This is a genomic window from Pseudomonas syringae group sp. J248-6 (genome assembly GCF_032586995.1).
GTDB lineage: Bacteria > Pseudomonadota > Gammaproteobacteria > Pseudomonadales > Pseudomonadaceae > Aquipseudomonas > Aquipseudomonas amygdali.
The window spans coordinates 204,780-224,194 of record NZ_JAWHOP010000008.1 but is presented as its reverse complement, the minus strand read 5'-3'; the positions used below and the strand labels follow the sequence as shown (position 1 = coordinate 224,194).

The following is a 19,415-nucleotide window of genomic DNA, read 5'->3' as shown; positions in this document are numbered from 1 at the left end:
TCAGGTGGATTGAGGTTCGGCTCAGGTCACCTTTTCGCCCCTCGGCGACCTACTTTGATGGGGCCAAAGTAGGCAAACCCCCTCGCTCCTGTTTCCGGCCCGACTTCGTCGGGTTCCTTCGCCCTGGCAGGACGCCAGGCTACCCCCGGATCAGCGCCAGGACTCAGCCGTCACTAACGTCGCACACTGCGTCGTCAGTGCCATCGCGGTAAAAAAGCAATGCGCTGAGAGCGGCTGCTGTTTGACCATCGTTCCAACGCTCCGCGTAGGAATGCAGTTCGTGACGCTCTGCGTCACATGCCGGTTCTGTGGTGTAAGGTGAATTGGGGCTCGACTCAGGTCACCTTTTCGTCCCTCGGCGAGTTACTTCGATAACGTCGCACTCTGCGTCTTCAGTGCCATGTTGATTGAAAAGCACTTTGTCTGGAATCGGCCCATTGCTGAATCGATTAACTAGGCGTTAAATAGCTGCTCAAACGATAGGCAGCACCATAATTCCAATAATTACAGAAGGACCACCACCATGAAATCCCTTCCCCTGCTCGTAGGCCTCGGCGCCCTCACAGCCGCTTCCAGTGTGTTTGCCTGGGACTACGTGCTGCTCGACACCGACAAGGCTGCGCAGAATCAGCAGATCACCAGTCAGCAACTGGGCGTCAAGACCGACAAGCCGTTCACTGTCACGATGCGAACCCTGCACGGCGGTCGTCAGGAAGGCGTGAGCATCATCGATATCGACAACGGCACAATGAAGCTTTCTGTGGTGCCTACCCGCGGTATGAACGTGCTGCAGGCATCGGTGGGTGATGTACGCATGGGTTGGGATTCACCGGTCAAGGATGTGGTCAATCCGGCCTTCATCGAACTCAATGGCCGCGGCGGGTTGGGCTGGCTGGAGGGTTTCAACGAACTGGTGACCCGTTGCGGCTACGAGTGGGTGGGTCACCCGGGCATGGACAATGGCGAACTGCTGACCCTGCACGGCCGCGCTGCCAACATTCCGGCCAGCAAAGTGACGCTGCAGATCGACGAAAAGCCGCCTTACGCGATCCGCCTCAAGGGTGAGCTGAAGGAGCAGGCGTTCAAGAAGGTCGACTTTTCGGTGCAGACCGAACTGGTCACCGAGCCAGGCAGCACGAGCTTTTCGCTCAACGATACGCTGACCAACAATGGCGATTATCCGAAGGAATACCAGGCGCTGTACCACAGCAACTTCAGCACACCGTTCCTTGAGCAAGGGGCGCGCTTCGAAGCGCCGGTCAAGCAGGTTTCACCGTTCAACGAGAAGGCCAAGGGTGATCTGGGCGACTGGCAGACCTACCGTGCACCGACGCCGGATTATGACGAAACGGTCTACAACGTCGTGCCTTATGGCGATGCCAAGGGCGATACGCTGACCGTGCTGCACAACAAGGCAGGCAGCCTGGGTGTGTCGGTCGGTTTCAATACCAGGCAATTGCCGGTGTTTTCACTGTGGAAAAACACTGACACCAAAGGCCAGGGTTACGTGACCGGACTGGAACCGGGCACCAGCTTCTCCTACAACCGCCGCTTCCAGCGTCCGCTGAATCTGGTACCGACCATTGCGCCCAAAGAGCAACGTCAGTTCCAGATCAGCTACAGCCTGCTGGCTGACAAGGGCGCGGTCGACAAGGCGCTTGGCCAGGTCAAGAGCATTCAGGACGGTCGCGAGACTGAGGTGCGCAAAGAGCCGCTGGTGGACCTCAGCAAAGAGCAATGAACTGCAGGGCAATGATCAGCGGCTGAAGCAAGGCCGGGCTTTGACGTACCCACAACGTTGAAGTCCGGCCTTGAAACGTTATGGTCGTAAAATATTCTGACAACCCTTCAGGCTTTTGTGTGTCTACACACTCTCAACCCTTCAATGAAGAGCACGAATATGAAAATCCTGATGGTTTTGACATCCCATGACCAACTGGGCGACACCGGCAAGAAAACCGGCTTCTGGCTCGAAGAGTTCGCAGCGCCCTACTATGTGTTCAAGGATGCTGGTGCCGAGGTCACGTTGGTATCGCCTGCTGGCGGTCAGCCGCCGCTAGACCCGAAAAGCGACGAGCCTGATGCACAAACCCCGGAAACCGAGCGTTTCGCCAAAGATGCCGATGCCCAGAAAGTGCTGGCCAATACTGGCCTTCTGTCGGGCATAAACGCTGCGGATTTCGATGCAGTGTTCTACCCTGGCGGCCACGGTCCGCTGTGGGATCTGGCCGAAGACAAGCACTCGATCGCCCTGATAGAAGCATTCGCCAAGGCAGACAAGCCTCATGGTCTGGTGTGTCATGCGCCGGGCGTGCTGCGCCGCGTAAAAGCGTCGGACGGTCAGCCGCTGGTCAAGGGCCGCCGCGTCACCGGCTTCACCAATGGCGAAGAAGAGGCCGTTGGCCTGACCAATGTCGTGCCTTTCCTGGTTGAAGACACGCTCAAGGAACTGGGCGGTGACTACTCCAAGGGCGATGACTGGAGCGTCTACGTACTGACCGACGGCAAGCTGGTCACCGGACAAAACCCGGCCAGCTCCGCACAGGCTGCCAAAGACGTATTGACCCTGCTGAGCTGACACGTTTTTGCGGTTCGGGGCCGAAAAAGACTGCTCCGGACCGCGTGTCATATAAATCGAATCTTGCAGAACCTTCAGTGACCAACCAACAGATAGCCCAATAATCTGGAGTACGGTCATGGCAGATGAATCCAAACGCGAAGACCTCGATCACAAACCGGAAAACGCCGGTAAAGTGGGCGAGAAGAACAAACAGCTCAATCAACAGGGCGAGCAACCGCGGCCTGGTACTTCGCCAGACCCGCAGAAAGACAAGTCTGGCAACTGACCACGCGTCAGAGCAGACCGCGCTCGGCGCAGACCTTCACGACTTGCTCACGCAGCCAGCCACTGGCCTCGTCCTGATCGGCCTGAGCGCTCCACAGCATGTCCAGACTGAAACCAGGCAGATCCGGCGGCAGCTCGAACTCGGCAATCCATGGCTCATTGCCCAGCAGGGTCTGAATGCGCCTTGGCAGCACCAGAATGAAATCTGTGCCCTCGAGCAATTGCAACGCCGCGCGGTAACTGTTCGCGCGCGCGACAATGTTGCGCTCCAGCCCCTGCCGTTGCAGCCAGCCATCGACCATGTTGGTGTCGGACGTCCATGGCGTCGGGTACACATGGCGATGCCCGATGAAGGTCTGAATGTCGATCAGGGCGCTGAGCGGCGCGAACCGGGCGTCCATGACGCAGACCAGATCATCTTCAAGCAACACTTGTGAAACCAGGCTGTCCGGGACTCGGTGAAAGCCCGGTCCGAAGCACAGGGCGAGGTCAAAACGACCGTCGTTCAATTGCTCGGCGGGCAACTGCTTCTCAAGCTTCTGCACATTGACCGTTACCGAAAAGCCAGCGGCGACAAAGTCGCGCATCAGGTGCGGCAATACCAGCAGTTCAAAATACTCGGGGGCACATACCGTGAAAGTGGTTTGCCTGCGGGTCGGATCAAACAGGCCCAGGCCGTCGTGACACAAATTGACCGACTCGAGAATCTGCTGCACATGGGCGTGCATGGCCAGTGCCTTGCGGGTCGGACGCATGCCATTGCGGGTGCAGATGAACAGATCGTCTTCGAAGTTGGCGCGCAGCTTTTTCAGGCAGTAGCTAACCGTTGACTGACTGACATGCAGCGCATCTGCGACCAGGGTCAGGTTGCGCTGTTCATAAACCGAGACAAAGACCATCAGGTCCTGCATGTCCAGCTTTCTCAGGGCATTACTGTTGAGCATTGAGGCATCTCGCTGGCACTGCGACCGGACGATCAGGTCCACGCGAACAAGATAGCATCAAAATGCAATCATGCCGCCCCCTCGCCAATAATGACCGGTTTGACGCCGGCGCTGCGCAGGTGCTCAGCATAGCGTCGGGGATCGAGCCGCACCACCATCAACAGCATGATCGCGACCAACGCTATCAGTGACCACCACGCGCCTGCAAAGCTGCACGTCAAGTCGCGGATTACTCCGGCAAACAGCGGCGACAGGCTGGCAATCAGGTAACCCACGCCCTGCACGAATGCGGTCAGGCCGCCTGCCTGGCGAGGATCATCGGCATGGTCCATCGACACAATCAGGCTCATCGGAAACAAACCGCCGATACCCAACCCCAGCAAGCAGGTCCACAGCAGGCCCAGCCGCTGCGGCAGCAGAATCAGCCCGGTAAAACCGATCATCATCAACACCAGCAGCATCGCCAGCGCCACGCGTTTATCGTGACTGCGGTTGGCCAGCGCCGGAACCAGCAGACCCGATACTACCTCCATCAGGGTCAGAAAGCCCAGCAACAGCCCGGCATCCTGCTCGCTCCAGCCGTTCTCCAGATAATACGGCGCAAGCCAGGCCAGCACGCAGGTATAGGACGCAGTACCGAGGCCAAAGAAAACTCCCAGCATCCAGGCCCGAGGCATGTGGAAAAAAGCCTGCCGGGGCCCGGCAGCGCTTGAAGCGTCGACCTGCAACACGCGCCGCTGGGCGAACCAGAAGCACACTGCCAACAGCGCCAGAAGCGACCACACCGCCAGACCGCCACGCCAGCTGCCGCTGCTGCTCATCACCAATGGGCTGAATGATGCGGCCAGAGCCGCTCCGCCCATGATCGCAGTCACATACAGGCCCATGCACAATGAGACGTTGGCCTTGAAACGCGATTTGATCAATGCGGGCATCAGCGCCTGAATCAAGGCAATGCCAAGACCTGCCAGCACAGCGCTGAAAATCAGTTCGACAGCAGAATCGAGAACCAGGCGCGCCAGTGTGGCCAGGCCGATAAGCACCAGTGAAAGCAGGATGCTGCGATGCGTCCCCAGGTAACGCGCGATGCCGATGCCGAAAAACATCGCCAGCCCCATGGCCATGATCGGCAGCATGGTCAGTAACGACGCCATCCCGAAGCCCAGCGGCACCTCAAGACGAATCGCCGCAAGCAACGGACCGACCGCAGCCATCGATGGGCGCAGGTTTAGCGCCACCAGTACGATACTGACCATCAACCCCATATTCCGAACCGCCGAGCTACGCACCTGCATACCGTCACCATCACTTTTGATGGTCAGGATTAGGCCGGGCGCGTGCTCATATGACAAATCAAAATCTGGGTGCTGCTATTTAAAAATCAGTTCAGCAATGGCGCGGGCAGTTTCAGGCATTCTGCCGAGGGCATTTGCAGTTCGTTACGCGGCCGTGCTGCTCGGGCTCGGGTTCAGGCTCGGCAACTTCATCGACGCCCAGCCACCATGTCAAACCGCGACACGGGTATTGCACATAAAACGGCTGGCCCATCATCGGCGTGGTGATCGAAACATTCTGCTCCCAGGCCAGCGCCAGGATGCGATCGAACGGTTCGTGCCAGGCGTGCATCGACAGGTCGAAGGTGCCGTTGTGAATCGGCAGCAACCAACGGCCGCGCAGGTCCAGATGTGCCTGCAGCGTCTGCTCGGGTTGCATGTGCACATGCGGCCATTCGACGTTATAGGCCCCGGTTTCCATCAGCGTCAGATCAAACGGCCCGTATTGCTCGCCGATGGTCTTGAAGCCATCAAAGTAGCCGCTGTCGCCACTGAAAAAGATCCGCTGATCGCCGTCGATCATCACCCAGGACGCCCACAGGGTACGGTTGCTGTCGAGCAGCGTACGCCCGGAAAAATGCTGCGAAGGCGTAGCGACGAACTCGATGCCCGCCACTTCGGTGGACTGCCACCAGTCCAGTTGGCGGACCTTGTGCGCAGGTACGCCCCATTCAATCAGCGTATCGCCCACACCAAGCGGTGCCAGAAAATGCTCGGTCTTGTCGGTCAGCGCCTTGATCGCCATACGATCCAGATGGTCGTAGTGGTTGTGCGAAAGGATCACCGCCTTGATCGGCGGCAACTCTTCGAGGCTGATCGGCGGCTGGTGAAAGCGCTGCGGCCCTGCCCACTGCACCGGCGACGCGCGCTCGGCAAACACGGGGTCGGTCAACCAGAACTGATCGCGCAATTTGAGCAGGACCGTCGAATGCCCGAGGCGGTACACCGTGTTGTTCGGCGCTGCCAGCAACTGCTGACGCGACAGCGGCTGTACCGGAATTTCGCCTGCGGGGCGCGTATCCTTGGGCTTATTGAATGCCTGATCCCAGAAAATGCGGAGTGTTCGCAGCAGACTCGCCGGTTTCATCGTCGCGTGGTTCCGATATCGCCCCTCATGACGGGACAGGACAGGCAGTGAAGAAGCATCCTTTTTCTGATGTGTCGAGGCCATGGTTTGCTGACTCCTGGGGACAGGTTGAGGCTCCAGCCGTGCATACTTTGTACGTGATCCCGTTGCAGGATGCGCGATGAAAAATATGTAACAGTGTTTTACACTACACGGTGTAGTTTTAAGCTTGCATGATCCTTGGCGACAAGTAAACTGCTGAGTGTAACTTTCTCTAAACGTCCGTTTGAAGCGAACCTATGACCGCACCCATGCGCCTCACCGATCAGAAACGCGAATCCATCGTCCAGGCAGCTATTGCCGAATTTGGCGATCGTGGTTTCGAGGTCACCAGCATGGACCGCATCGCTGCTCGGGCCGAGGTGTCCAAACGCACGGTCTACAACCATTTCCCCAGCAAGGAAGAACTGTTCGCCGAGATGCTGCAGCGTCTGTGGAACTGTGCTCCGCCACAATCGGAAGTGATTTATCACCCCAATGTCAGTCTGCGCGAGCAACTTCGAGACCTGCTGTGGGGCAAGATGCGCAACCTCACCAACAGTAATTTTCTCGACCTGGCGCGTGTCGTGGTGGGCGCGACCATTCACTCACCCGAGCGCGCTCAAGTGTGGATGGCCCGTATCAATGAGCGCGAAGAAACCTTCAGCGCGTGGATCCGGGCAGCCCAGAAAGGCGGTCGTCTGAAGCCGGTCGACCCCGGTTTTGCGGCGACGCAGATGCACGCGCTGCTCAAGTCGTTCGCATTCTGGCCACAGGTGACCTTCAATGCCGCACTGCTCAACCCTCAGGAGCAGAGTGATGTGGTCGAGTCGGCGCTGAACATGTTTCTGGGCTGGTACGAAGTGACTCCCTGACGCTTCTGATTCATTTTTTCAGTCGAGCACGACGCCCCGGCATTCGCCAAAGCCAATCGACACCTGCCCTTCCCGATGACAACGGGCACGCAGGATCACTTCGTCGCCGGCTTCCAGGAATATGCGCTTTTCACCGTTGGGCAACGCCACTGACTGCTTGCCGCCTGCGGTCATCTCCAGCAGGCTGCCGTGCTGACCTGCCTGAGGGCCGGAAAGCGTACCGGTGCCGAGCAGGTCGCCCGGTTGCAGCTTGCAGCCGTTGACGCTGTGGTGCGCGACCATCTGCGCCACGGTCCAGTACATGTTCAGCGAATTGCTCAGACCCAGCCGGTAAGGCTTCAACCCCTCGGCCTTCATCTGCGCGGTGAGCAGCAGCACTTCCAGTTCGATGTCCAGCGCGCCACCCTGCTGATCATTCTGATCAAGCAGGTACGGCAGCGGCTGAGGATCACCCTCCGGACGCGCTGGCTGAGCGCTGCGAAAGGGTATCAACGCTTCGGCGGTTACCACCCAGGGCGAGATCGTCGTGGCAAAACTCTTGGACAGAAACGGACCCAGCGGCTGGTATTCCCACGCTTGAATGTCACGCGCCGACCAGTCGTTGAGCAGGCAGAACCCGGCGATGTGCTCCGCGGCCCGGTCAATCGCGATGGCATCGCCCTGCGCATTCCCCGGCCCGATCCACACACCCAGCTCCAGTTCGTAATCCAGGCGTTTGCAGGGACCGAAAACCGGAACGTCCTGACCCGGCGCAAGGGTCTGCCCATTGGGCCGCCGGACCGGCGTACCGGATGTGCAGAGGGTCGATGCCCGGCCGTGGTAGCCAATCGGCACATATTTGTAGTTGGGCAGCAGCGGGTTGTCCGGACGGAACAGCTTGCCGACGTTCAGCGCATGATGAATACCGACGTAGAAGTCAGAATAATCACCTACCCGCGCCGGCATGTGCAGGCTGCACTCGCTCATCGGCAGCAGCAAACCTGCAACCGCCTGCACACTGTCACGTTGCGGGTTGTCCGCATCCAGCAGTTGCAACAATGCGCTGCGCAATGCCTGACGGGCTGGCGCGCCCAGCGCAAAAAAATCGTTGAGCTGATCGCGGCTGGCCACTTCGGCAGCCTCGGCGGCCTGCCCGTGAAAAAAACCCGCGGCTGTCGCTGCGCGCAGATCGACAATCAGATCGCCAATCGCCACGCCACCACGCGGTCCGGTAGTGCCATGGCTGAACACACCCAGCGGCAGGTTCTGCAACGGAAAATCAGCGTGTTCGTTGGCCGATGCCACCCAGCTACGACGATTGAGAGAGCCAGTCATCGGCGCGGTTCCTTGTTGAATGTCCTGGTCATGTCGTTCCAGCAGGCATCGTAATCGGCTTGCAGTTGCGGGCAGCCAAGGGCGTGGCGGCTGGGGCGCAATACCTTGCCGGTCTCGAACATGAAGGCCATGGTGTTTTCGATTTTGTGCGGTTTCAGCTCGGCAGTAATGGCCTTTTCTGCCGTGACATTATCCGGACCGTGCGCGCTCATGCAGTTGTGCAGCGAGGCGCCCCCGGGCATGAAGCCTTCAGCCTTGGCGTCGTAGGCGCCATCGATCAGGCCCATGAATTCGTTCATCAGGTTGCGGTGGAACCATGGCGGGCGAAAGGTGTTTTCCGCCACCATCCAGCGCGGCGGGAAGATCACGAAATCGATATTGGCCTGGCCGTGGGTTGCCCCTGGTGAAGTCAGCACAGTGAAAATCGACGGGTCCGGGTGATCGTAACTGACCGTGCCGATGGTGTTGAAACGCCGCAGATCATACTTGTACGCAACGTTGTTGCCGTGCCAGCCCACCACATCAAAGGGTGAATGCTCCAGGTGTGTCGACCACAGTTCACCGAGGAACTTCTGCACCAGCTCCATCGGTTGCTGATTGTCCTCAAACCAGGCCACCGGCGTCAGAAAATCACGCGGGTTGGCCAGCCCGTTGCTGCCGATCGGGCCAAGCTCCGGAAGGCGCAAGGCGCACCCGTGGTTCTCGCAGATATAACCACGGGCGCTGCTGTCGAGCAGTTGCACACGAAATTTCATGCCTCGCGGCAGTACGGCGATTTCCAGCGGTTCGATGTCCAGCAGACCTAATTCGGTGATGATTCTGAGTCGCCCCTGTTGCGGCACAATCAACCATTCGCCATCGGCGCTGAAAAACGCACGCTGCATCGAAGTGTTGGCTGCGTATACGTAAACGCTCACACCGTCTGCCTGATCCGCCGCCGAGGTACTGGCCAAGGGGATCAGGCCGTCAATGAAATCGACAGGCTCGGCGGGGATATCGAAGGCGTTCCAGCGCAGCCGGTTGGGGTTGATCGGGCCCTGCTCCTGACCGGCGATCTGCCGACCCATGCGTTGGTAACGCGGATGGGCCGCCGAAGGTTTGATGCGATACAACCAGGTACGCCGGGCTTCGCTGCGCGCGACCGTGAAGGCAGTACCCGAGAACTGCTCGGCATACAGCCCCAGCGGGTGTTTCTGCGGAGAGTTCTGGCCAATCGGCAATGCTCCGGGCAGTGCCTCGCTGCTGAACTGGTTGCCAAAACCCGACTGATAAGCCAATGCGTCGGAACGGGAGTGAATAGCCATCTGGACCTCTTGTTGTTATGGGGTCGGGCAGAGACGGGTGAAACATCATTTAACGTAAAACGATTACGCATAACGTAATTTGAGTTTGCCAGCCGGTCAAGCTATAAAGCTGCCTTTCCCGATCGGCGCACAGCACCCATGACCCAGGACATCGAAAGCCCGACAGGCGGACGTCAGCAAAAGGTTCAGGCCGCCGAAGTTGGGCTGGGCGTGCTCAAGGCGCTGGCCGAACTGTCGCCCTCCACTTCCCTGTCGAAACTCGCCGAGCATCTGGGCATGCCTGCCAGCAAGGTTCATCGTTATCTACAGGCGCTGATTGCCAGTGGCTTTGCCGAACAGGATGCTGTCAACAATCACTACGAGCTGGGGCGCGAAGCGTTGCAGGTCGGGCTGGCCTCACTCGGCAAGCTGGATGTGCTGAAAGTATCGGCACCTTGGCTGGCCAGCCTGCGTGATGAATTGAACCAGACCTGCTTCCTGGCGGTATGGGGCAACAAAGGGCCGACCGTGGTGTATGTCGAAGCGTCGATGGGCGCAGTGACGCTGGTGACGCAGATCGGCTCGGTGCTGCCGTTGCTCGGCTCGTCTACCGGCCTGGTGTTCGACAGCTTTCTGAACGAGCGAGAAACCGCTGCGCTTCGCGAGCAGGAAATGCCTTTGCTGAGTGCCGACCAGTTGCGCGACGTCAAGCTGCATATCGAGCAGATCCGTACGACGGGCGTCCACCAGATTCAGGGCTTGCTGATGCCGGGCATAAACGCAGCCTCTTCGCCGCTGTTCGCCATGGGCAACAAGCTGGTAGGCGTGATCACCGTGGTTGGGCCGGGATCGGTGTTGAACGACGAGACGCAGAATCTGGCGGCCAGGCGGCTTTTGCAAACGGCGCAGGCCATCAGCGAGCGTATGGGCGGTAGCCGTCCGTCAGACTGACTCAGGAAGAGGCGGTTGATACCCTGGCAAAATGGCTCGCTCCATGCCAGCCGTGAATCAGCCGACCTTCGACGCGGTTACGCCCTTTGGTTTTGGCCAGGTAAAGCAACCGATCCACTTCCGCCAACGCGGCGGTATGTCCATCCTTCTCTGCTGCGTTGATCGACACCACGCCCGAGCTTATGGTCAGTTTGCCCAGCGGGCTGGCCGAGTGCTCTATACGAGTGGTTTCAACGGATGATCTGATTTTTTCCGCGATCTTCAGCGCCCCTGCCAGGTCGGTTTCAGGCAGCAGAATGACAAACTCTTCGCCGCCGTAACGTGCCGCGATATCCCCAGCCCGGTCAAGACTGTTGCCTATGAGCCCAGCCACTTGCTTCAGGCAGTCGTCTCCCTGCAGATGACCGTAGGTGTCGTTGTATTGTTTGAACCAGTCAATATCCAGCAGAATGATCGCGATAGTTGCAGTATTCCGGCTCGCCCGCCCCCACTCCTGCTGCAAGGCCGCATCGAAGCAGCGTCGATTGGCCAGGTGCGTGAGGCTGTCCGTGTGAGCGATGATCTCCAGCTCGTTCCTGGCGATGTTCAGTTCACCTTCCGCATTGATCAACTGCTGGATTTGCCGGTACAGCAGGACGCCAAGCAAAACCAGCGCAAGGATAATAATGCCGGTGATGGTCATGGACCGGTGTGCATAGGCCCACCAGGGCGCGAACACATGCTGACAGGAGACGCCTGCAGCGGCGACGATCGGCAACCCGGACACCCGCCGATAGGCGTAGATCCTTTCCACCCCGTCCACCACGGAGTTGATCACCGCGGTGCCGCTGTCGCTGTAGGGCAGATAGCGAGTGAAGATATCGCCCTTGGCGACATTGGTGGTCATCAGTGCGGTTAATGTGGGGCGTCGCGCCAGCAGGTCACCATTGCTCAGAGCGAGAAAGATTACCCCCTTGTCGTCTACATCCATGCGCTGGAAAAACGCCTGGAAATAAGCCACCGGTACGGTGGCCAGTGCAACGCCAGCAAAACTGCCATCCGCAGCATTGATACGCCGACTGACCGGGATGACCATATCCCCGGTATTACGGCTTTCTACGATAGACCCTACATGAATGGACGGGTCAGGGTTATCGCGATGGTAAATGAAGTAATCGCGGTCTTGGTTGTTTCTGGTGTGCACGCCATTGGCAAAGGAATTGGCGACCCAGTTGCCCTGAGCATCGTAGATGAACAGCCCCTGAAGCCCTTTGACGTTTATCAGGTCTTGAGCCATCAGCCTGGTCAAGCGGCTTTGCTGCTGGCCTGCGACCCCGTCCTGTTCCACACGCTCGACAAGGTCACGCAGCGTATTGTCAGCCTGTTGCAGGGTGTCCTGAGCCTGCTGCTCAGCGGCCAGCACGATATTGGACACCGCAATCCTGGCGGTGGCCGCGCGCTCGAGCTTCGACTGGTTCATCTGCCAGACGGTAGCCAGGGTCAGCGATAGACAGACCAGGGCAATGAAGCCGATCAACGCTTTGCTGAGCGCCGAAGGTGTAAGCCTCGTCGAAATAAAGGAAAGCCGTTTCATAGGGTTGTCATCAAATTGGCAGTGAAACCCGCCATGCAGTTTCCATACCTTAGCGCCACTAACCCGAACACGTTGTTACACCGAGGTCACGCGGGGCTTAGTTGAATGAATGCCCCGCAGGCTAGTTGCTCAAGAAGTCATTACAGGTATTCGGCTTTTTGACGATACAGCTTCTGAGCTGTCCGAAAACAGCTGCCGATACGCTACTGTGAGAGGTGCTCCAATGCCAATGTATCGAACGTTGCTTTTCCGGCGTGGCTCAAGCGCATGCTGGCACGGTGATGTCACCGCAACCGGCACAGCGGCCTTGCACATCGGTCGCTTCGTGTTTCAGCTGCGATCAGCTTATCGCGATAGCCTCAAATGAACACTTACCCGGTCGGCGATGACGACGAAGAACGTATTCGGATTTTGAATGCTTTTTCGTTGATGGATACCCCACCTGAGCACGAATACGATCAGATCGTGCAAATGGCATCGCGGATTTTCGATGTGCCCATTGTGCTGATTTCGCTGGTTCATCGCGATCGGCAATTCTTCAAGGCGCGTATCGGCCTCGATGTCTGCGAAACGGGCCGTGACGTCTCATTCTGTAATTTTGCGCTCATGGGCCGTAACGTTTTTCTGGTGCCTGATGCATTGCAGGATGAGAGATTCAGCTCAAACGCCTTGGTAGTAGGCGCTCCCTATATTCGCTTTTATGCCGGGGCGCCGCTGATAACCGCCAGCGGTCATGTGCTGGGCAGCCTGTGCCTGATCGACAATAAACCTCGGGAGACTTTCTCGCAGCGAGATCAATTGGTTCTTCAGGATCTGGCGGTCATAGTCATCGAAAGAATGGAGTTGCGTCGGCTCGCGCTCGAGAATGAAGACAGCCACGCCCGCTTCATGAATATCACCTCGACTTCACCCGACGCGATTATCTGCTCGGACAGCAAAAACCGGATCATCTCATGGAACAACTCGGCCGAGCTCATTTTCGGGCATCGATCCGAGGACGCCATGGGAAAGCCTCTCGATATCATTATTCCGCCCGAAATGCGCTCCAGACATCATGCAGGTCTGTCGAGGGTGTCTGCAGGCGGCCCGGCCTCCATTATCGGAAAATCCATCAACCTGACGGCCATCCATCGCGACGGTCATACAATCCCCATCGAGCTCTCGCTCTCACAATGGACGTATGCCGGCGAGCCACAATTCGGAGCGATCATTCGTGACGTCACCCAGCGTGTCGAGGCGGACAAATTACTCAAGCATGCGGCTGAATACGATCATCTGACCGGGCTTGCCAATCGATCGACACTCAAAAGGCGGATCAAGGAGGCGTGCGATGCGCAGCTGCCAGCAGCTATCCTGCTGATCGATCTGGACGGTTTCAAAGACGTCAACGACACGCTGGGCCACGCTGCGGGTGATTTTGTGCTCAAGGTGACCTCTCAGCGTCTTCGCGAACACGTACCGGCCAGCCATATGGTCGCGCGTCTGGGCGGCGATGAGTTTGTCGTTTTCCTGTCAGACACGGCAGACCCTGACAACGCAACCAGGCTGGGCCTGGCGCTCATAGCGGTCATCGAGGAGCCGATTGAGTTTGAAGACAATTCAATCTACATCGGTGCCAGCATCGGCGTCTCCGTAAGGTCCGGCTGCGACTACGACGAGGAGCAAATGCTCGGCAATGCGGATCTGGCGCTCTACCAGGCCAAGTCTGACGGACGTTCCCTTGTTCGCACCTTCACCTCCGAGCATCGACAGACCGCGTCAAGAAGAGGCGCGCTCAGCTCATCGATGCGTCAGGCGTGGGCCAACAAAGAGTTCGAGCTGTACTATCAGCCTCAGGTACGACTTGCGGACGGTCGTATTACCGGAGCCGAAGCCCTTATTCGCTGGAACCATCCGACACTGGGTGTGGTGTCCCCGGCGGTTTTTCTACCTGCACTGGAAGCAGGTCTTCTTGCGGTGCCGGTGGGCGAATGGATCCTGCGTTCAGCCTGTGAGCAGGCAGCGCAATGGAGAACTACCGGCTGTGACGAATTCCGCATCGGCGTCAACCTGTTCGCCGCGCAGTTTCGCATGCGTGACTTTGCGGAAATGGTTGAAAGTGCGCTTGAAGACTTTTCCTTGCCAGCACAGGCTCTCGAGCTGGAGATCACGGAAAACATCATCCTGCGAAACGAACAGCGCATCATGGAACCGCTGCGCCACCTTCGCTCATTGGGAGTGGGCATTGCATTCGACGATTTCGGTACCGGCTATGCGTCCCTGAGCCTGCTGAAAGACTATCCGGTGACACGTCTGAAAATTGACCGCTCATTCGTAAGTGGCGTGGAGCGCAGCAAGAAAGACGAAGTTATCATCGAGGCTGTTATCAGGCTGGCGAACGGCTTCAATCTCCAGGTCACGGCAGAAGGCATAGAAACCCGCGAACAGGAAAGTCTGATGCGCCATTATGTGTGCGACGAGGGTCAGGGCTATCTGTATGGTCGTCCCATGCCGGCGCATGAATTCACCGAGCGCTATATCTCTTCTCACAACCAGCAAGCTGAGGTGCTTACGCATAAATGACTCAGAACGAGCCTGAGCAGGCTCGTCTGATCGCACCAGGCGGATGCTTCTTATGCTCAGTCCGGCGTCAGTACACCGCGCTGGATCTGGTCTCGTTCGATGGACTCGAACAGCGCCTTGAAGTTACCTTCACCAAACCCGTCATCACCCTTGCGCTGGATGAATTCGAAGAACACCGGGCCCATCAGGGTTGCGGAGAATATCTGCAGCAGCAATCGGCGCTCGCCGCCTTCTGAAGAACCATCGAGAAGGATGCCGCGCGACTTGAGTTCAGTTTCCGGCTCACCGTGATCGGGCAGTCTTCCCTGAAGCATCTCGTAGTAAGTATCCGGCGGCGCCGTCATGAAACGCATACCGGTTTCCTTCAGCGCGTCCCAGGTCTTGATCAGGTCATCGGTAAAGAACGCCACATGCTGAATGCCTTCGCCGTTGAACTGCATCAGGAACTCTTCGATCTGCCCGGCGCCCTTGGACGACTCTTCGTTCAGGGGAATGCGGATCATGCCATCCGGGGCGGTCATGGCCTTGGAGGTCAGGCCGGTGTATTCGCCCTTGATGTCGAAATAGCGCAGCTCGCGGAAGTTGAACAGCTTTTCATAGAACCCGGCCCAGTACGCCATGCGACCGCGATACACGTTGTGGGTCAGGTGATCGATGAATTTAAGGCCGGCACCGACCGGGTGGCGGTCGACGCCGTCGATGAAGTTGAAGTCGATGTCGTAGATCGACGTGCCTTCACCGAAACGGTCGATCAGGTACAGCGGCGCGCCACCGATGCCCTTGATGGCGGGCAAGCGCAATTCCATGGGGCCGGTGGCGATTTCCAGCGGCTGTGCGCCCAGTTCAAGTGCCCGGTTGTAGGCCTTTTGCGCGTCTTTCACGCGGAACGCCATGCCGCACACCGAAGGGCCATGTTCGGCGGCAAAGTATGACGCCAGGCTGTGCGGCTCGTTGTTGAGGATCAGGTTGATCGCGCCCTGACGATACAGGGTCACGTCCTTGGAGCGATGGGTCGCGACTTTGGTGAAACCCATCATCTGAAACACAGGCTCCAGGCTGTTGGGAGTCGGTGACGCGAATTCAATGAATTCAAAGCCCATCAGGCCCATGGGGTTTTCGTAGAGATCAGCCATGACTGGCTCCTTGCAGGAAAGTGAGAGTGGTTAAACCAGCGCAATCACTGTCCTGCGGGCGGTGCACACGGGATCCCCCGCACGCTGCGCGCGAGAAAATCACCGAATATCAGTTGCAGACCAAGAATCTTCATGAGGGCAGCCTACTCCGGCTTGTCCGATTGTGCATCAGGGTGTGCCTGTTGAAAGGCCGGATGTTGCATGGCCAGACGCTCGACCCGCTGAATACGCGGGTATGTACTCAGTTCGACGTTGTAGCGATGGGCTGCATACAGCTGTGGTAACAGATAAATATCCGCAAGGCCGGGGCTCGTACCAAAACAGAAACCGTCCTTTTCGATCAACTGCTCGACGGCCTGCAAACCTTCGCCGATCCAGTGCTCGATCCAGCTCAGAACAGCGGGTTCGTCGTGACCCAGACCGCGTAACCGGTTGAGTACCGAAACGTTGTGCAAGGGGTGAATGTCACAGCCGACCAGCGCCGCAACGGCCCGCTGGCGCGCACGCAGAACAGCATCCTGCGCCAGTAACGCAGGCTGCGGGTAGCACTCTTCCAGGTATTCAATGATCGCCAGTGACTGGGTGATGACCACGCCATCGTCCAGCCTCAATGCAGGCACCCTGCCCTGCGGGTTGACCGCCTTGTAGCCGGGTGTGCGCTGCTCGCCGCCATCAAGAAGCAGGTTGACCGGGATCGCAGCGTAATCCAGCCCTTTTAGGGCCAGCGCAATACGCACACGGTAACTTGAGGTCGAGCGGTAGTAAGTGAATAGGTCCACGGAAGTCGCCTGCCTGACGCACGGGTGCTGTGTTTATTATTTTCGTAACCACATTACGTAATGCGTAAATTGCGCGATCCGCCTGACGCTGTCAACTCAAGCCTTGTGCTGAATGAGCTAGGATGCATTAACCCGATAAAAACAACGCTGGGTGCCTGCATGAATATTCTTTATGACGAACGCATCGACGGCGTGCTGCCCGCGGTCGACAAGCAGCAATTGCTGCATGAGCTACGACGCCAACTGCCCGACCTGGACATCCTGCACCGCGCCGAAGAGCTGCGCCCCTACGAGTGCGACGGGTTATCGGCCTATCGCACCACGCCGATGCTGGTGGCGTTGCCACGGCATGTCGAAGAAGTGCAGACGCTGCTCAAACTGTGCCATGCGCGTCGCGTGCCGGTGGTCGCTCGCGGCGCGGGCACCGGGTTGTCGGGGGGCGCACTGCCGCTGGAAAAAGGCGTGCTGCTGGTGATGGCGCGCTTCAATCAGATCCTCGCTATCGACCCGGCTGCTCGTCTGGCGCGGGTCCAGCCCGGCGTACGCAACCTGGCCATTTCCCAGGCAGCGGCACCCCACGGTCTGTATTACGCACCCGACCCTTCCTCGCAAATAGCCTGTTCCATCGGCGGTAACGTGGCAGAAAATGCGGGCGGCGTGCATTGCCTCAAATACGGACTGACCGTGCACAACCTGCTCAAGGTCGAGATACTGACCGTCGAAGGCGAGCCCATGACGCTGGGCAGCGACACGCTGGACTCACCGGGCTTCGACTTGCTGGCACTGTTTACCGGCTCCGAAGGCATGCTCGGTGTCATTACCGAAGTCACGGTCAAGCTGTTGCCCAGACCGCAGGTGGCCAAAGTGCTGCTGGCGGCGTTCGATTCCGTGGAAAAAGCAGGCAGAGCGGTGGGCGATATCATTGCCGCTGGCATCATCCCCGGCGGGCTGGAGATGATGGATAATCTGGCGATTCGCGCCGCCGAGGATTTCATTCATGCAGGCTATCCGGTTGATGCAGAAGCCATCCTGCTTTGCGAGCTGGACGGGGTCGAAGCCGATGTACATGCTGATTGCGAACGGGTTCGCGAGGTATTGACACTGGCTGGTGCGACCGAAGTGCGTCAGGCGAAAGACGAGGCCGAACGGGTGCGCTTCTGGGCCGGTCGCAAGAACGCCTTCCCCGCCGTGGGCCGTCTGTCACCGGATTACTACTGCATGGACGGCACTATCCCGCGACGCGAGTTGCCAAGGGTATTGCGCAGCATCAAGGAGTTGTCAGCGCAGTACGGCCTGCGCGTGGCAAATGTGTTTCATGCTGGCGATGGCAACATGCACCCGTTGATCCTGTTCGATGCCAATCAACCGGGTGAACTGGAGCGCGCAGAGGCGCTGGGTGGCAAGATCCTCGAGCTGTGCGTCGAGGTCGGCGGCAGCATCACCGGCGAGCATGGTGTCGGTCGCGAGAAGATCAACCAGATGTGCGCGCAGTTCAACAGTGACGAACTGACTTTTTTTCATGCCATCAAGGCCGCATTCGATGCCAGCGGCCTGCTCAACCCCGGCAAGAATATCCCGACCCTGCATCGCTGCGCGGAATTCGGTGCCATGCATATTCATGCCGGGCAATTGCCGTTTCCCGAACTGGAGCGCTTCTGATGAGCGAGATGGACAAAGACGTCAGCCAGGCTCTGCTCGAGCGGGTCGATCAAGCGCTGCGGGACAGCACGCCGTTACGTATTCAGGGTGGCAACAGCAAGGCCTTTCTTGGCCGTGAGGCAGCAGGCGAGGTGCTCGATACCCGCGAACACCGTGGCATCGTCAGTTATGACCCGACAGAACTGGTGATCACCGCCCGTGCCGGTACGCCACTGAGCGAGCTGATGCAGGTGCTGGACGCCGCAGGCCAGACGTTGCCCTGCGAGCCGCCCGATTTTGGCTGCGCAACGCTCGGCGGCATGGTCGCAGCGGGACTGTCGGGCCCGCGCCGCCCCTGGAGCGGGTCGGTGCGTGATTTCGTACTGGGCACCCGGGTCATCACCGGCCTTGGCAAGCATTTGCGCTTCGGCGGCGAAGTCATGAAGAACGTTGCAGGCTATGACGTTTCACGCCTGATGGCGGGCAGTTTCGGCTGCCTTGGGGTGCTGACCGAGGTGTCGCTCAAGGTACTGCCCAAACCGCGTCTGTGCAGCAGCATCGCGCTGCAGATGGACAGCTCGCAAGCCCTGGCCCGCCTCGCCGAATGGGGTCAGCAACCGATGCCCATCAGCGCAGCCTGCCACGACGGTCAAGTACTGCGCCTGCGTCTTGAAGGCGGCGAAGGCTCGGTGGCAGCAGCTCATGAGCGGCTCGGTGGCGAAGTGTTCGATGGCGCGTACTGGCAGCAGTTGAATGAGCAGCGTCTGCCCTTTTTTCTGGACCCGCGACCCTTATGGCGGCTCTGCGTACCTGCCGAAAGCGCTGTGCTGGACCTTCCAGGCGAACAACTGCTCGACTGGGGCGGCGCACAACGCTGGCTGAAATCCGACGCAGACGGCGAAACCATTAGAGCGATCACCACGGCGGCTGGCGGGCATGCGACCTGCTACGGCCAGGGCGTTGTCGACAGCCCGTTCCAGCCGCTGGCCACACCTGTACTGCGTTACCACCAGGCCCTCAAGGGCCGGCTTGACCCGCAGGGCATTTTCAACCCCGGTCGACTGTACGCGGAGTTTTAA

16 protein-coding genes are annotated in these 19,415 nt (G+C 58.8%); 8 read left to right on the top strand and 8 right to left on the bottom strand.

The window, feature by feature from the left end; all coding sequences use genetic code 11:
- Positions 1–523 precede the first annotated feature (523 nt).
- The 3 genes from RYC17_RS13475 to RYC17_RS13465 all read left to right on the top strand — a co-directional run bounded on the left by RYC17_RS13475 (position 524) and on the right by RYC17_RS13465 (position 2,846).
- Positions 524–1,741 (top strand): aldose 1-epimerase family protein, encoded by a 1,218-nt coding sequence (locus tag RYC17_RS13475; RefSeq protein ID WP_058400980.1) that lies wholly within the window; start codon positions 524–526, stop codon positions 1,739–1,741.
- Positions 1,742–1,900: 159 nt separating this feature from the next.
- Positions 1,901–2,578: a type 1 glutamine amidotransferase domain-containing protein gene (locus RYC17_RS13470; protein WP_058409062.1), complete on the top strand. Its 678-nt coding sequence runs from the start codon at positions 1,901–1,903 to the stop codon at positions 2,576–2,578.
- 118 nt (positions 2,579–2,696) lie between these two features.
- Entirely contained in the window at positions 2,697–2,846 is a 150-nt protein-coding gene (locus tag RYC17_RS13465; RefSeq protein ID WP_058428163.1) for a hypothetical protein, read from the top strand.
- Between the two features lie 7 nt (positions 2,847–2,853).
- Here the strand turns inward: RYC17_RS13465 and RYC17_RS13460 are convergent, their stop codons facing one another.
- From RYC17_RS13460 to RYC17_RS13450, 3 genes are all read right to left on the bottom strand, one after another.
- Positions 2,854–3,789: a LysR family transcriptional regulator gene (locus RYC17_RS13460; RefSeq protein WP_316903353.1), complete on the bottom strand. Its 936-nt coding sequence runs from the start codon at positions 3,787–3,789 to the stop codon at positions 2,854–2,856.
- 68 nt (positions 3,790–3,857) lie between these two features.
- Entirely contained in the window at positions 3,858–5,084 is a 1,227-nt protein-coding gene (locus tag RYC17_RS13455; protein WP_316903350.1) for a cyanate transporter, read from the bottom strand.
- Between the two features lie 112 nt (positions 5,085–5,196).
- Complete coding sequence (locus RYC17_RS13450) at positions 5,197–6,294, bottom strand: MBL fold metallo-hydrolase (protein WP_044323058.1); 1,098 nt, start codon at positions 6,292–6,294, stop codon at positions 5,197–5,199.
- A gap of 194 nt (positions 6,295–6,488) precedes the next feature.
- Between RYC17_RS13450 and RYC17_RS13445 the strand changes: the two genes are divergently transcribed.
- Positions 6,489–7,103, top strand: coding sequence for a TetR/AcrR family transcriptional regulator (locus tag RYC17_RS13445; protein WP_005754529.1), 615 nt, complete (start codon positions 6,489–6,491; stop codon positions 7,101–7,103).
- 18 nt (positions 7,104–7,121) lie between these two features.
- On the opposite strand, the gene fahA is transcribed toward RYC17_RS13445, so the two are convergent.
- A complete protein-coding gene (gene fahA, locus RYC17_RS13440) occupies positions 7,122–8,417 on the bottom strand; it encodes a fumarylacetoacetase (RefSeq protein ID WP_058400977.1) in 1,296 nt (431 codons plus the stop codon).
- Positions 8,414–9,721 (bottom strand): homogentisate 1,2-dioxygenase, encoded by a 1,308-nt coding sequence (hmgA, locus tag RYC17_RS13435; protein WP_058400976.1) that lies wholly within the window; start codon positions 9,719–9,721, stop codon positions 8,414–8,416. Before hmgA ends, fahA begins: the two co-directional genes overlap by 4 nt.
- Before the next feature lie 138 nt (positions 9,722–9,859).
- Between hmgA and RYC17_RS13430 the strand changes: the two genes are divergently transcribed.
- Positions 9,860–10,651 (top strand): IclR family transcriptional regulator, encoded by a 792-nt coding sequence (locus RYC17_RS13430; protein WP_058400975.1) that lies wholly within the window; start codon positions 9,860–9,862, stop codon positions 10,649–10,651.
- Position 10,652: 1 nt separating this feature from the next.
- On the opposite strand, the gene RYC17_RS13425 is transcribed toward RYC17_RS13430, so the two are convergent.
- Entirely contained in the window at positions 10,653–12,224 is a 1,572-nt protein-coding gene (locus RYC17_RS13425) for a sensor domain-containing diguanylate cyclase (protein ID WP_058400974.1), read from the bottom strand.
- A 363-nt stretch (positions 12,225–12,587) separates the two neighbouring features.
- On the opposite strand from RYC17_RS13425, the gene RYC17_RS13420 reads away from it, so the two are divergent.
- Positions 12,588–14,786 carry a putative bifunctional diguanylate cyclase/phosphodiesterase gene (locus tag RYC17_RS13420; protein ID WP_058400973.1) on the top strand — a complete coding sequence of 733 codons (2,199 nt, stop codon included), beginning with the start codon at positions 12,588–12,590 and terminating at the stop codon, positions 14,784–14,786.
- A gap of 56 nt (positions 14,787–14,842) precedes the next feature.
- Here RYC17_RS13420 and hppD read toward each other — a convergent pair whose 3' ends face one another.
- Together hppD and maiA are read right to left on the bottom strand one after the other, a co-directional pair.
- A complete protein-coding gene (hppD, locus tag RYC17_RS13415; protein WP_122259438.1) occupies positions 14,843–15,919 on the bottom strand; it encodes a 4-hydroxyphenylpyruvate dioxygenase in 1,077 nt (358 codons plus the stop codon).
- 143 nt (positions 15,920–16,062) lie between these two features.
- The gene (gene maiA / locus RYC17_RS13410; protein WP_316903347.1) at positions 16,063–16,698 is read right to left on the bottom strand and encodes a maleylacetoacetate isomerase; all 636 of its coding nucleotides are present in this window, start codon (positions 16,696–16,698) and stop codon (positions 16,063–16,065) included.
- A gap of 159 nt (positions 16,699–16,857) precedes the next feature.
- On the opposite strand from maiA, the gene glcD reads away from it, so the two are divergent.
- A complete protein-coding gene (gene glcD, locus RYC17_RS13405; protein WP_122280525.1) occupies positions 16,858–18,357 on the top strand; it encodes a glycolate oxidase subunit GlcD in 1,500 nt (499 codons plus the stop codon).
- The gene (gene glcE / locus RYC17_RS13400; RefSeq protein WP_058400969.1) at positions 18,357–19,415 is read left to right on the top strand and encodes a glycolate oxidase subunit GlcE; all 1,059 of its coding nucleotides are present in this window, start codon (positions 18,357–18,359) and stop codon (positions 19,413–19,415) included. The genes glcD and glcE overlap by 1 nt, the downstream gene beginning before the upstream one ends.

Excerpts from the sequence above, each read along its gene's own strand:
- RYC17_RS13475 (WP_058400980.1), top strand. The coding sequence starts at position 524 with ATGAAATCCCTTCCCCTGCTCGTAGGCCTCGGCGCCCTCACAGCCGCT.
- RYC17_RS13470 (WP_058409062.1), top strand. The coding sequence starts at position 1,901 with ATGAAAATCCTGATGGTTTTGACATCCCATGACCAACTGGGCGACACC.
- RYC17_RS13465 (WP_058428163.1), top strand. The coding sequence starts at position 2,697 with ATGGCAGATGAATCCAAACGCGAAGACCTCGATCACAAACCGGAAAAC.
- RYC17_RS13460 (WP_316903353.1), bottom strand. The coding sequence starts at position 3,789 with ATGCTCAACAGTAATGCCCTGAGAAAGCTGGACATGCAGGACCTGATG.
- RYC17_RS13455 (WP_316903350.1), bottom strand. The coding sequence starts at position 5,084 with ATGCAGGTGCGTAGCTCGGCGGTTCGGAATATGGGGTTGATGGTCAGT.
- RYC17_RS13450 (WP_044323058.1), bottom strand. The coding sequence starts at position 6,294 with ATGGCCTCGACACATCAGAAAAAGGATGCTTCTTCACTGCCTGTCCTG.
- RYC17_RS13445 (WP_005754529.1), top strand. The coding sequence starts at position 6,489 with ATGACCGCACCCATGCGCCTCACCGATCAGAAACGCGAATCCATCGTC.
- fahA (WP_058400977.1), bottom strand. The coding sequence starts at position 8,417 with ATGACTGGCTCTCTCAATCGTCGTAGCTGGGTGGCATCGGCCAACGAA.
- hmgA (WP_058400976.1), bottom strand. The coding sequence starts at position 9,721 with ATGGCTATTCACTCCCGTTCCGACGCATTGGCTTATCAGTCGGGTTTT.
- RYC17_RS13430 (WP_058400975.1), top strand. The coding sequence starts at position 9,860 with ATGACCCAGGACATCGAAAGCCCGACAGGCGGACGTCAGCAAAAGGTT.
- RYC17_RS13425 (WP_058400974.1), bottom strand. The coding sequence starts at position 12,224 with ATGAAACGGCTTTCCTTTATTTCGACGAGGCTTACACCTTCGGCGCTC.
- RYC17_RS13420 (WP_058400973.1), top strand. The coding sequence starts at position 12,588 with ATGAACACTTACCCGGTCGGCGATGACGACGAAGAACGTATTCGGATT.
- hppD (WP_122259438.1), bottom strand. The coding sequence starts at position 15,919 with ATGGCTGATCTCTACGAAAACCCCATGGGCCTGATGGGCTTTGAATTC.
- glcD (WP_122280525.1), top strand. The coding sequence starts at position 16,858 with ATGAATATTCTTTATGACGAACGCATCGACGGCGTGCTGCCCGCGGTC.
- glcE (WP_058400969.1), top strand. The coding sequence starts at position 18,357 with ATGAGCGAGATGGACAAAGACGTCAGCCAGGCTCTGCTCGAGCGGGTC.